General features: G+C 71.9%; 10 protein-coding genes and 1 pseudogene. 7 read left to right on the top strand and 4 right to left on the bottom strand.

Translation table 11 applies throughout. The annotated features are described in order from the left end of the window. The first annotated feature begins 100 nt into the window (after positions 1-100). The 4 genes from IG88_RS0108955 to IG88_RS0108940 are packed head-to-tail and all read left to right on the top strand — an operon-like array spanning position 101 to position 3,938. A complete protein-coding gene (locus tag IG88_RS0108955) occupies positions 101-1,012 on the top strand; it encodes an SDR family oxidoreductase (protein ID WP_031037158.1) in 912 nt (303 codons plus the stop codon). A 16-nt stretch (positions 1,013-1,028) separates the two neighbouring features. Beyond that, the gene (locus IG88_RS0108950; protein ID WP_031037156.1) at positions 1,029-1,901 is read left to right on the top strand and encodes an amidohydrolase family protein; all 873 of its coding nucleotides are present in this window, start codon (positions 1,029-1,031) and stop codon (positions 1,899-1,901) included. Positions 1,902-1,911: 10 nt separating this feature from the next. Next, positions 1,912-3,483, top strand: a complete 1,572-nt coding sequence (locus IG88_RS0108945; RefSeq protein ID WP_051851842.1) for an acyl-CoA synthetase — start codon at positions 1,912-1,914, stop codon at positions 3,481-3,483. After that, complete coding sequence (locus IG88_RS0108940; protein ID WP_031037153.1) at positions 3,480-3,938, top strand: MaoC family dehydratase; 459 nt, start codon at positions 3,480-3,482, stop codon at positions 3,936-3,938. Before IG88_RS0108945 ends, IG88_RS0108940 begins: the two co-directional genes overlap by 4 nt. Positions 3,939-4,040: 102 nt before the next feature. Here IG88_RS0108940 and IG88_RS45265 read toward each other — a convergent pair. Together IG88_RS45265 and IG88_RS0108935 are read right to left on the bottom strand one after the other, a co-directional pair. Then, positions 4,041-4,133: pseudogene (locus tag IG88_RS45265) on the bottom strand (BBE domain-containing protein); the annotation flags it as partial. Positions 4,134-4,376: 243 nt separating this feature from the next. After that, complete coding sequence (locus IG88_RS0108935) at positions 4,377-6,185, bottom strand: flavin-containing monooxygenase (protein ID WP_031037151.1); 1,809 nt, start codon at positions 6,183-6,185, stop codon at positions 4,377-4,379. A gap of 173 nt (positions 6,186-6,358) precedes the next feature. On the opposite strand from IG88_RS0108935, the gene IG88_RS0108930 reads away from it, so the two are divergent. Continuing rightward, positions 6,359-7,381 carry an SMP-30/gluconolactonase/LRE family protein gene (locus tag IG88_RS0108930; protein ID WP_031037148.1) on the top strand — a complete coding sequence of 341 codons (1,023 nt, stop codon included), beginning with the start codon at positions 6,359-6,361 and terminating at the stop codon, positions 7,379-7,381. Between the two features lie 16 nt (positions 7,382-7,397). Here IG88_RS0108930 and IG88_RS0108925 read toward each other — a convergent pair whose 3' ends face one another. Continuing rightward, entirely contained in the window at positions 7,398-7,991 is a 594-nt protein-coding gene (locus tag IG88_RS0108925; RefSeq protein WP_031037145.1) for a TetR/AcrR family transcriptional regulator, read from the bottom strand. Positions 7,992-8,064: 73 nt separating this feature from the next. Between IG88_RS0108925 and IG88_RS0108920 the strand changes: the two genes are divergently transcribed. Next, entirely contained in the window at positions 8,065-8,961 is an 897-nt protein-coding gene (locus IG88_RS0108920; protein WP_031037142.1) for a GNAT family N-acetyltransferase, read from the top strand. A 13-nt stretch (positions 8,962-8,974) separates the two neighbouring features. Here IG88_RS0108920 and IG88_RS0108915 read toward each other — a convergent pair whose 3' ends face one another. Further along, positions 8,975-10,774: a glycoside hydrolase family 35 protein gene (locus tag IG88_RS0108915; protein ID WP_031037140.1), complete on the bottom strand. Its 1,800-nt coding sequence runs from the start codon at positions 10,772-10,774 to the stop codon at positions 8,975-8,977. 360 nt (positions 10,775-11,134) lie between these two features. Here IG88_RS0108915 and IG88_RS0108910 point away from each other — a divergent pair. After that, positions 11,135-12,376 (top strand): cbb3-type cytochrome c oxidase subunit I (locus IG88_RS0108910; RefSeq protein WP_031037137.1); only part of this gene is annotated, 1,242 nt, incomplete at its 3' end.

The raw sequence follows: 12,376 nt of genomic DNA, 5'->3' as shown, positions 1-12,376 counted from the left end.
GAAGAGCGATCGACAGGATTCCTGTCGATCAGTGGGTGACGGCCCGGTCTGCCTCGCCCTCCCCTCAGGAACCTCACCGCCATCAGGAAGAGGCACAGTCATGGATCTGCAGGGCAAGGTCGCCGTCGTCACCGGAAGCGGGCGCGGACTGGGGCTCGCCTACGCCCGGGCCCTGGCCGCCGCGGGCGCCGCCGTGGTGGTCAACGACATCGATCCCGGCGCGGTCGACGAGGCGGTCGGCGCCATCACCGCGGCCGGTGGCCGGGCCTTCGGAGTCGTGGCCGCAGTGGGTGACAGCGAGGCCGCCGAGCAGCTCACCGGGGCGGCGGTCCGCGAGTTCGGCCGGCTGGACGTCCTCGTCACCAACGCCGGCATCCTGCGCGACCGGGTGCTGTGGAAGATGACGGACGACGACTTCGACTCCGTGGTCAAGGTGCACCTGCGCGGCACCTTCACCTGCGCCCGGGCCGCGGCGGTGCGGATGCGCGAGCAGGGCGGGGGCGGCCGGCTGATTCTGATCTCCTCCCCCGCCGGCCAGCGCGGCAACTTCGGCCAGACCAACTACGCCGCCGCCAAGGCGGGCATCGTGGCGATGGCCCGGACCTGGGCGATGGAGCTGGGCCGGGCGGGCATCACCGTCAACGCGGTCGTCCCCGTCGCCGCCACCGAGATGACCAAGACCGTCCCGGCCTTCGCTCCCGCCATCGAGGAGGCGGAGCGCACCGGCACGCCGCTGCCCGACTGGCTGCGCAGGGACGAGGGACTGGGCACCGTAGAGGACGTGGCGGGCCTGGTCACCTTCCTCGCCTCGGACGCCGCCAAGGACGTCACCGGGCAGGCCATCGGCATCGGCGGCGACCGGCTGGCCCTGTGGGCCCACCCCAAGGAGGCAGCGGTTGCCTTCGCCGGCGGCGGCTGGAGCGCCGACGCGATCGCCGAGCAGTGGCACACCGGCGTCGGGGCCGAGCCCGAGACGTTCGGCATCCCGGCCCCCAAGGCACCGGGGGCCTGACATGGGCGCCCCCGTCATCGACGTCGACGCCCTGACCGCCATTGACGTCCACACCCACGCGGAGGTCTCGCGCAGCGGTCACGGCGCGCTCAGCCCGGAACTCTTCGGGGCCTCCGAGGAGTACTTCAAGGCGCACGGCCACCGGCAGCCGACCATCGACGAGATGGCGGCCCACTACCGGGAACGGCGCATGGCCGCCGTGGTGTTCACCGTGGACGCCGAGCACGCCACCGGCCATCCGCGCATCGCCAACGAGGAGGTCGCCGAGAACTGCGCCGCCCACGCCGACGTGCTCGTCCCGTTCGCGAGTGTCGACCCGCACAAGGGCCGTGCGGGCGTTCGGGAGGCCCGCCGTCTGGTCGAGGAACACGGGGTGCGCGGCTTCAAGTTCCACCCCAGCATCCAGGCGTTCTCGCCCAACGACCGGATGGCCTACCCGCTTTACGAAGCCATCGAGGAACTGGGCGTCCCCGCGCTGTTCCACACCGGGCAGACCGGCATCGGCGCGGGGCTGCCCGGGGGCGGCGGCATCCGGCTGAAGTACTCCGACCCGATGCTCGTCGACGACGTGGCCGTGGACTTCCCGGAGCTGCGCATCATCCTGGCGCACCCCTCCTTCCCCTGGCAGGACGAGGCCCTGGCCGTCGCCACCCACAAGCCGTACGTGTACATCGATCTCTCGGGCTGGTCGCCGAAGTACTTCCCGCCGCAGTTGGTGCGGTACGCCAACACCCTGCTCAAGGACAAGGTGCTCTTCGGCTCCGACTACCCGGTCATCACCCCGGACCGCTGGCTCGCCGACTTCGACAGGCTCGACATCAGGCCCGAGGTCCGCCCCAGGATCCTGAAGGACAACGCCGCCCGCCTCCTCGGCCTGGCAAAGGACTGAGGGGGCCGCCGTGTTGAACCAAGGCATCGGCTCCTGGCCGGCCCGCCGGGCGCGCAAGACACCCGGACGCACGGCACTGGTCCACGGGGACACCGAGACCTCCTACCGCGAACTGCACGAACGGGTCCTGCGCCTGGGGCACGCACTGCGCGGCCTCGGCGTCGAGCGCGGCGACCGGGTCGCCCACCTGGGTCCGAACCACCCGGCCTTCCTGGAGACGCTGTTCGCCGCCGGGGCACTCGGCGCCGTCTTCGTGCCGCTCAACACCCGCCTGGCGGCACCGGAGCTGGCCCACCACCTCAAGGACTCCGGCAGCACCGTGCTGGTGCACGGCGCCGGACAGGCGGAGACCGCCGCCGCGGCGGCCGCCGACGCCGGGGTCCGCCACCGTGTCACCCTCGGCACGCCGGACGGCGAGGCCCTCGGATACGAGGATCTGCTCTCGGTCGCCGGCACCGGTCCGCTGGACGAGCCCGTTGCGCCGGACGACCCCTGTCTCATCATGTACACCTCCGGGACGACGGGCCGTCCCAAGGGCGCGGTGCTCTCGCACGCCAACATCACCTGGAACAGCGTCAACGTCCTCGTCGACACCGACCTGACCGGCGACGAGGTCACACTGGTCGTGGCCCCGCTGTTCCACACCGCCGGGCTCAACATGACCTGCCTGCCGACCCTGCTCAAGGGCGGCCGGGTCGTCCTGATGGAGTCCTTCGACCCGGGGACCGTGCTGGAGGTCGTCGAGCGCAGGCGCGTGACGTACATGTTCGGCGTGCCCACGATGTACGACGCGATGGCCGCCCACCCCCGCTGGGAGACGGCCGACCTGTCCGGCCTGCGCTCGCTGAACTGCGGCGGCGCACCGGTCCCGGCACGCACCATCGAGCGGTACCTCGCACGCGGCCTGGCCTTCAGTCAGGGGTACGGCATGACCGAGGCGTCCCCCGGCGTGCTCTTCCTGGACCGGGAGGAGGTCTCGGCCAAGGCGGGTTCTGCGGGCGTGCCGCACTTCTTCACCGACGCCCGGGTGGCCCTCGCCGACGGCAGCACCGCCCGCCCCGGGCAGCGCGGGGAGGTCCTGGTCCAGGGGCCCAACGTGATGTCCGGGTACTGGGGCCGCCCCGAGGACACCGCGGCGGCGTTCACCGACGACGGGTGGCTACGCACGGGCGACGTCGCCCGCACCGACGAGGAGGGCTACGCCTACATCGTCGACCGGATCAAGGACATGTTCGTCTCCGGAGGGGAGAACGTGTACCCGGCCGAGGTGGAGGACGCCCTGCTGAGTCACCCGGCGGTCCGCGAGTGCGCGGTCGTCGGAGTGCCGGACGACGTCTGGGGCGAGGTCGGCCACGCCGTCGTCGTCCTGGAGGCCGGCGGCCGCGCCGACGGGCCGGAGATCCTCGCGCACCTGCGGGGCCGCCTGGCCAAGTACAAGATCCCCAAGACCGTCGCCTTCGCCGCGGACCTGCCCCGCACGGCCTCCGGCAAGATCGTCAAATCGGCGGTGCGCGAGGCCCACCCGGTCGCCTCCGCCGCCGGCCCCGCCCCCTCCACTCCGCAGAAAGGCAGCACCCCGTGACCACCACCGCCCAGGGCATCGAAGAGCTCGTCTCCCTCGCCGGCCGCGACCTCGGCCGCACGGACTGGCTGGAGATCACGCAGGAGCGCGTGAACACCTTCGCCGACGCCACCGACGACCACCAGTGGATCCACACCGACCCGGAGAAGGCCCGCAGCGGTCCCTTCGGCGGCCCCATCGCCCACGGCTACCTCACGCTGTCCCTGATCATCCCGTTGTTCGGCGACCTGCTGGAGATCTCCGGCATCTCCATGAGCGTCAACTACGGCCTGGAAAAGGTGCGTTTCCCGAGCCCGGTGCCGGTCGGCGCGAGGATCCGCCTGCACGGCGTGGTCGACTCGGTCGAGGAGGTCAAGGGCAACGGTGTGCAGATGACGCTGACCTTCACCGTGGAGACCGAGGGCGGCGACAAACCGGCCTGCGTCGCCCGCGCCGTGTACCGGCACTACGCCTGACCGGGTCCGCCGATCCGTCCCCGGGGTGGCAGGCGGCAGCGGTCGGAAGGCCGGTTCATCGGCCGGCCCGCCCGCAGGTGTCCGCTCGGGGGAGGTGAAGAGGTCGTCCGGATCGCAGGCGGCCTTGACGCGCCGCGTCCTCGGGTGGTTCTCGCCGTGGTAGGCCGTCTGCCAGTCGGTGAGTTCCGGGTCCATGCCGTTGGTGCAGCCGCCGGTTCCGAGGCGGGTCTGCATGAGCGCGCCGGACTGCCCCACGACGACGTACGGCCGGCCGTCGCGGGTTTGCGGCCTGACGGCGCGCAGGCCCGGCTCCGTGCGGGTCGGCCGGAGCAGGGCTCCGACGTCCGGTCCGGCCAGGTCCTGGTCGTCGACCCACACGCCGTCGCACGCGGGCGGCGCTCCGGCCGGCCGGGCGGCCCGGGCGGCCCGGGCGGGAAGCTATCCGCGCGCAGGTGTCCTGGGCCTGAGGATCTCGTCCATGGACTCCTCGCGCCACCGCGCGAGGAGTTCGTGGAAGGCGACGGCGCCGTGCGGGTAGGCGGTGGGGCCGTTCGGCCTGCCGCGCCCCTCGGCGTTGTAGTAGCCCGGGGTGCATTCCGCGTGGAACCACTCGTGGTCGGGGGCGTGTTCGGCCAGGGCCGCGATCCAGGCGTCCTCCGCTTCCCGGGACGGTTCCACGAGCGCGTCCCTCGCCTCGGCGGCCGCGACGAGTGCCGCGCCGTGCACCGCGTGCTCGTCCAGTACGTGCGTGTAGTTGACGCTGCTGGCGCTCTGTGTCCCGCCCAACTGGATGAGGTTCGGGAAGCCGTTGCTGGTGAACCCGTGGAGGGTGCGCGGGCCGTGCGCCGACCACGCGTCGCGCAGCAGGACGCCGCCGCGGCCCCGTACGGGCAGCCGTCCCGAGTGGACGCCGGAGACGCCGACCGAGAACCCGGTGGCGAAGACGAGGCAGTCGAGGGCGTACTCGGTACCCCCGACCACGACCCCGCGCTCGGTCATCCGCTCGATGCCGTGGGTGTCGGCGGTGTCCACGAGGGTGACGCTGTCCCGGTTGAACGCCTGGAGGTACAGGTCGGAGAAGGTCGGGCGCTTGCACGCGTACCGGTACCAGGGCTTGAGCCGGTCCGCCGTGCCCGGGTCGGTGACCACCTCGTCGACCCGGGCGCGGATCTCGTTCATCTTGGCGGCGTCCGCGATCTCGTACGCCGCTTCGAAGGCGGCCCGGTCGCCGGTCCGGCGGAAGCTCGGCAGCAGCTTCTCCAGGAGACCGGCCGACGCGGTCCAGCCGTCGGCCACGAGATCCTCCTCGACAGCCTCGCCAGAGACGATGCGCAGGAAGTTCTCGCGCCGCGCGCCCGCCCAGCCGGGCCGGTCGGCGCCGACGTCCCGGGCGGTGGTGCGGCGGTTGTCGCGCACGTCCACGGAGGACGGGGTCCGCTGGAAGACGTAGAGGTGCCCGGCGTCCTCGGCCAGTTTCGGGACGACCTGCACACCGGTGGCGCCGGTGCCCACCACGCCCACGCGCTTGTCCGCGAGGCCGGTCAGGCCCCCGTCCGGGGTGCCGCCGGTGTAGGCGTAGTCCCAGCGCGAGGTGTGGAAGGTGTGGCCCCGGAAGGTCTCGATGCCGGGGATGCCGGGCAGCTTCAGCTCCGACAGGGTGCCGGTGGCCGTGATGACGTAGGTCGCCCGGAACTCGTCGTGCCGGTCGGTCCCGACGATCCACGCCCCGTCCGTGTCGTCCCAGGTCAGCGAGGTGACCGTGGTGGAGAACAGGGCGTCGGCGCAGAGGTCGAACTTCTCGGCGACGCGCACCGCGTGCCGGCGGATCTCCTCGCCGGGTGCGTACTTCCACTCCGGGACGTAGCCGGTCTCGTCGAGCATCGGCAGGTACACGTGCGCCTCGATGTCGCAGTGGATGCCGGGGTAGCGGTTCCAGTACCAGGTGCCCCCGAAGTCACCGCCCTTCTCGATGACGCGCACACGCGCGATCCCCTGCTGACGCAGTCGCGCGCCCGCGAGGATCCCGCCGAAGCCGCCGCCGACGATCGCCACGTCGACGCGGTCGCGCACCGGCTCGCGGCCGGCCGTCTCCTGCGCGTACGGGTCGGCGGCGTAGTAGCCGAACCCGGCGTCCGCGCCGAGGTACTGGCGGGTGCCGTCGGGACGTACGCGTCGCTCCCGCTCGCGCCGGTACCGCTCCCTTAGTTCGGCGAGGGCCTCGGAAGCCGACTCCTGTGCATGTGCCATGTGGGGGGGACCCTGTTCCTTCCGCTTCGCCGCCAGGAAGCCGCTCGCCCGCGAACCGGTGCTTGTCGAAAGGGACTTGAGCAGCCATGCAGTACGGTAACAAGGACCGGACAAGGCTGTCCGGTTGGCCTCAGGCTGCTTCCGCATACTTTCGGACAGGAAGAGTGATGCACATGCGACGAGTCCCGATCCGGCCCCTCGCCTGCGTCGTCACGCTCGGCGTGCTGGCCCTTGCGGGGTGCGGTGCGCAGACGGCCGGCGCACCACGGGACCCGGGCACCGCCAAGGGCGCCCGGACCATCCGCGCACAGCAGGTCATGCGCGTGACGGAGGTGCACGAGCAGACGGGGATGACGCTGCTGGAGGGTTCGGTGTTCGACGGGGACGGCAGGCTGCTCGTCGTCGACGTCACCGCCCCGGCCGGCGAGCCGAAGGTGCTGCGGGTGAATGTCCGGAAGAAGACGTCGGAGCCCGTCCACACGGATGCGCGCGGCGCCTACACCTCGGCGCAGTTCAGCCCGCACGACGGGCGGATCTACCTGACCGACTTCGCCCACGGGGACATCGTGAGCCTGGCCCCGGACGGCAGTGACCCGCGCACCTTCTTCTCCGGCGAGGTCGACGGGGCGCGGATGAGCCCGGACGACCTCGCCTTCGACCGGGACGGCAATCTGTACGTCAGCGACTCGCGCGGCATGTCCGAGGGCGAGGCGAGGGGACGCGTCGTGCGGATCGAGCGCTCGGGCAAGGAGACCGCCGTCCTGGCGGACGGCCTCGCCGCACCGAACGGCATCTCCTTCGACGCGGACTACCGGGGGCTGTGGTTCAGCGAGTTGACGCAGAACCGCGTCTCCTACCTGCTGCTGGACGGCGAGGGGGCGGTGGCTTCACGGCACACCGCCATCCGGGTCGACGGCGGGATGGCCCGGACCGACTCCGTCGCGGTGGACGCGGACGGCAATCTGTACCAGGGCCTGCACGGCCGTCCCGCAATGGCGGTCTACGACAAGTACGGCGAACGCCTGGCGACCGTGGAGGTCCCGGCCCGCGACGCCGCGGGACTCGAATCGGCGACCAACGTGGCCATCACGCCGGGCGGCACCAGGGCCTACATGACGGTAAGCGGCCCCGCCGGGGGTTACCTGTTCGCCTTCGACGCACCGGGCAAGGGCACCCGGCAGTCCAACGGCGGCTGATCCGGGCGCACTTCGCTCACCCGGCGAAGGGCAGCACGGGTCCCACCTCGACGCCGAGGAGCCGCCACGCCGCCCGGCCACGCCGCTCCCGCTGCTCGCGGGTGGGGCCGGTGACGGCGCCGGAGACCATGGCGACGGCGATCATGAGGTCGTCGTCCGCCGCGGCCAGCGGGTGACCGTCCGGCAGGTGTGCGCGCAGGGCACGCCCGACCCGCTCCGACAGGGCCTGCGCGTACGCGGGAACGACGGAGCGGCTGCCCGCACCGTCGGCGTGCAGGATGCCGATGAAGGCCGCCGACTCCGTCAGGTGCCAGGTCAGGACCCCCAGCACGCGCGCCAGGTCCGTGCCCGGCACCGCCGCGGCCTGCTCGACCTGGCGGACGTTCTCCTCCAGCACCGCGTTCGCCACGGCCTCCCGGTCGGGGAAGTGCCGGTACAGAACGCCCTGGCCCACCCCGGCCCGGCGGGCGATCGCCGACAGCGGGGCGTCCAGGCCGTGCTCCGAGTAGATCTCCCGCGCGGCGGCGACCAGGGCGGCCCGGTTGCGGGCGGCGGCCTTGGGCCCCTCGTTCGCGGGCCGCCGTTCCTCGGACATGCGGTGCTGCGTCACCCCGAGAGCCTACCCGGGCCCGCGCTGCGACCCTGGTACTGGAGAACCCGGAAGCCGTCCGGGACCATGAAGCATGCTCTCGGACGGCTGGCATTTCACCCAGGACATCGACGACTTCCTTCTCCGGGCCGGCGGCTTCCTGCGCTCACGCCCCGCCCTCCACAACACGCCGCTGACGGACATCGAGAAACTGCGGGTCCGCGGCTCGGCCGGTCACGAGGGCGGCACAGCCGTTTTCGGCCGGCTCGAAGCAGCGGGCGAGGTCGGCTCCGTCTGCTATCTCACTCCCCGAGGGCGCCTGGGTGTCACTCCCCTCTCCGCCGAGCAGTCCGCGGCCCTCGCCGCTCGCCTCGGCGGCCTCGGCCACCGTCCCGCCCACGTGATCGCGGACCACGACACCGCTGTTGCTTTCGCCGAGTCGTGGCAGCGGTGCACGGGTGCGGCCCCGGCTCTCTTCTGGCGGACGCATCTCCACCGTCTCGGCACGCTCACGCCGCCCCGGCCGCGTCCGGCGGGCCGGGGACGTCTCGCGGACGGCGGGGACCGGGCGCGAGTCGTGCGCTGGTGCCGGGAGTTCTGTGTCGACGTCGGGGAGCAGTCCTCCATCGACCTGATCGATGCCGGAGCCTGGGACGCGTCACGCTTCGGCGACCGGCGTTTCATCTTCTGGGAAAACGCGGAGGGCATTCCCGTCTCGATGGCGGCCTCGACCGCGGTCGTCGGGGGCATGGTCCGGGTGGACCCCGTCTACACCCCGGCCCACCGGCGCGGCCGCGGCTACGCGGGCGCCGTGACGTCCGAGGCGAGCAGGGCCGCGCAAGCCGCGGGGGCCTCGGACGTCGTTCTGTTCACGGACCCGGACAACCCCACCAGCAACGCGCTCTACCGGCGTATCGGGTACGTCCGTGTCGCCGACTTCGCCGGGTACGCGTTCGACTACGGCACATCGCGGTCAGGGCCGGAGTCCTGACGGCCGGTGCGGGTCAGTCGAAGGTCTCGACGTACTCCTCCGGCGGTCCGAGTTCGGGACGGTCGCGCAGGGCCACGCGGTCGCCGAAGCGTTCGAGTTCCAGCACGGTCAGCGTGTTGTCACCGGGGCGCAGGAGCGGGCCGGGCAGGTAGAGCGTGGTCTGCGGGCCGATCTCCCAGTAGCGCCCCAGCAGGGTGTCGTTGGCCCAGAGGAAGCCCTTGCCGAATCCGGGCAGGGCGACCCAGGCGTCGGCGGGCTCGGTCACGGACAGGACCGCGGTGGCGAAGCCCGTCCGGCCGTCCTCCGGTGCAGCCGCCGCGGCACGGGCGACGTCCTGCGGCGTCCACCGGTCGAGCGGCAGCGCGCGCATCGTCCAGCCGTGCACCAGCCGCCGCTCCACCCGTACGCCGCCGAGGATGCCCTTGCCCTGGCCGAGCAGCGGTCCGTAGTTGATCCGGCCCTGGTTCTCCACCAGCAGCGCCAGCCGGACGCGGGCACCGGTGCCGGGCACGCGGAAGGAGGCGTTCTCGCGGTCCAGTACGGCGACGGGCTCGTCGTCGAGGAAGACCTGCGCACGGTCGTGCAGACCGGTGACGGTCAGTTCGTGGGTGCCCGGCGGCAGCAGCGGTTCGGCCTCGTAGAGCACCAGGCCGGAGGCCAGGGAGAGTTCCTCGAAGCTCAGCGGGAGCGGCGCGGTGACCGGCTCGCCGGCCGCGCGCAGGGCGTCCAGCAGGCCCGCGCGCGGGGTCACCGGCAGTTCGCGGGGCGTCAGCAGCGGCGGGTCGGCGGGCAGCGGGCGCGGGGGCCCGGAGCCGTCGAGCGCGGTCAGCTTCTCCCGCAGGGCGAAGAACTTGGGTGTCAGCGCCCCGTTCTCCGCGACGGGGGCGTCCGAGTCGTAGCTGGTGACGGTCGGCTGGATGCGGTCGCCGTCGTGGTTGGCGCCCGCCCACAGGCCGAAGTTGGTGCCGCCGTGCGCCATGTAGAGGCTCACCGAGCCGCCCTCGTCCAGGATCTCGCCGACGGTCTCCGCCGCGCCGGCCGCCGGCCGGACGTGGTGCTTCTCGCCCCAGTGGTCGAACCAGCCGTTCCAGAACTCCGCGCAGAAGAAGGGTTCCCCGGGGCGCCGGGACCGCAGCAGTTCCGCGGCCCGGGCGGGGCGTGAGCCGAGGGTCGCCGCCGCCAGTTCGCCGGGCAGGGCGCCGCCGTCCTGCATGAGCGCGGTCGGCCCGTCGGCGGTGTAGAGCAGTTCGGTGACGCCCCGGGCGAGGAGGGCGTCGCGCACGTGGCGGACGTAGGCGTGGTCGTCGCCGTAGCTGCCGTACTCGTTCTCGATCTGCACGGCGACGACCGGTCCGCCCCGGCCGGCCTGGAGGTCCGCGATCCGCGGGATCAGCCGGTCGAACCAGCGGTCGACCGCGGCCAGGAACGGGCCGTGGGACGTGCGCAGCCGCATGCCGGGCGTCCCGGTCAGCCAGGCGGGCAGGCCGCCGTTGTCCCACTCGGCGCAGATGTAGGGGCCCGGCCGCACCACGACGTCCAGTCCCTCCTCCTGGGCCAGCCGGACGAACCCGGTCAGGTCGCGCGGGCCGTCGAAGCGTACGTCGCCCTCGGTCTGCTCGTGGAAGTTCCACGGGACATAGGTGTCGACCGTGTTCAGGCCGAGGGCCGCCAGCCGCCGGAGCCGGTCGGCCCAGTGGCCGGGGTGGACCCGGAAGTAGTGCAGCGAGCCCGCCAGGAGGCGGTGCGGGCGCCCGTTGCGCAGCAGGGTGCCGTCGGCGTGGGTCAGGACGGCCGCCGGAGAGGGGGTGGTCATGCGACGGCTCCGCCGGCGGTGTCCGCGTGCTCGCGGCCTGGCGTGAACTTCCGGCGTGTTATCGATGCCCTCATACCTCTCCTAGATCGTTAGCCGGAACTATGGCAGAGATTGTTATCGATGCCAATGGCAGATCGGCGCGGCGCGGACCACCGGGAGCGACGCCGGCCGCAGGGGCCGCGGCCCTGCGAGGACCGCGCGCCGCCCACGGCGGGGTACGGCCCGGGGTCGTCCCTGACCCGTTCGAGTGCAAAGGGGCCGCGTCGGACCGCGTGTCATTTGCCACCAGCGGTATGGCGCGCCCCGCGCGAGAAGAATGCCCCGCGTATCTGACGCAGAGCACCTGGAGGCATTGGCGCCGTGACCACCGTCGAAGGGGCGCACAGCCCCGCAGCAGGCGACCATTACGCGGACGAGCTGCCCCTGCTGCGCAAGGCGCCCGGCAATGCAGTGATCAAGTGGCTGACGACCACGGACCACAAGACGATCGGCACGCTGTACCTGGTGACGTCGTTCGCGTTCTTCCTGATCGGCGGCGTGATGGCGCTGATCATGCGCGCCGAGCTGGCCCGCCCGGGTCTGCAGATCGTCTCCAACGAACAGTTCAACCAGGCGTTCACGATGCACGGCACGATCATGCTGCTGATGTTCGCGACGCCGCTGTTCTCCGGATTCACGAACTGGATCATGCCGCTGCAGATCGGCGCACCGGACGTGGCCTTCCCCCGGCTGAACATGCTCGCCTACTGGCTGTACCTGTTCGGCTCGCTCATCGCGGTGGGCGGGTTCCTGACCCCGGGCGGTGCGGCCGACTTCGGCTGGTTCGCGTACTCCCCGCTGTCCAACGCGGAGCACTCGCCCGGGATCGGCCCCGATCTGTGGATCATGGGTCTGGCCCTCTCCGGCTTCGGCACCATTCTCGGCTCGGTCAACTTCATCACCACGGTCGTGTGCATGCGCGCGCCGGGCATGACCATGTTCCGGATGCCGATCTTCACCTGGAACGTGCTGCTGACCAGTGTGCTGGTGCTGTTCGCCTTCCCGGTGCTGGCCGCGTCCCTGTTCGCCCTGGAGGCCGACCGCAAGTTCGGTGCCCACGTCTTCGACGCGCCCAACGGCGGGGCGTTGCTGTGGCAGCACCTGTTCTGGTTCTTCGGGCATCCCGAGGTGTACATCATCGCGCTGCCGTTCTTCGGCATCATCACCGAGATCATCCCGGTCTTCGCCCGGAAGCCGATCTTCGGCTACATGGGCCTGGTGGGAGCGACCATCGCGATCGCCGGTCTGTCGGTGACGGTGTGGGCCCACCACATGTTCGTGACCGGAGGCGTGCTGCTGCCCTTCTTCTCGTTCATGTCCTTCCTGATCGCGGTGCCGACCGGGGTGAAGTTCTTCAACTGGGCCGGGACGATGCTCAAAGGGTCGCTCAGTTTCGAGACGCCCATGCTGTGGGCGACCGGCTTCCTGGTCACCTTCCTCTTCGGCGGGCTGACCGGAGTGCTGCTGGCCTCGCCGCCGCTGGACTTCCACGTCTCGGACTCGTACTTCGTGGTGGCGCACTTCCACTACGTGGTGTTCGGCACCGTCGTGTTCGCGATGTTC

It is taken from the genome of Streptomyces sp. NRRL F-5650, assembly GCF_000721365.1.
Classification (GTDB): Bacteria; Actinomycetota; Actinomycetes; order Streptomycetales; family Streptomycetaceae; genus Streptomyces; species Streptomyces ardesiacus.
The sequence above is the reverse complement of the archived record's forward strand: the minus strand, read 5'-3'. Positions and strand labels throughout refer to the sequence as shown.

Bases quoted from the DNA above. Each gene is read 5' to 3' on its own strand.
- IG88_RS0108955 (WP_031037158.1), top strand. From the start codon at position 101: ATGGATCTGCAGGGCAAGGTCGCCGTCGTCACCGGAAGCGGGCGCGGA.
- IG88_RS0108935 (WP_031037151.1), bottom strand. From the start codon at position 6,185: ATGGCACATGCACAGGAGTCGGCTTCCGAGGCCCTCGCCGAACTAAGG.
- IG88_RS0108930 (WP_031037148.1), top strand. From the start codon at position 6,359: ATGCGACGAGTCCCGATCCGGCCCCTCGCCTGCGTCGTCACGCTCGGC.
- IG88_RS0108920 (WP_031037142.1), top strand. From the start codon at position 8,065: ATGCTCTCGGACGGCTGGCATTTCACCCAGGACATCGACGACTTCCTT.
- IG88_RS0108915 (WP_031037140.1), bottom strand. From the start codon at position 10,774: ATGACCACCCCCTCTCCGGCGGCCGTCCTGACCCACGCCGACGGCACC.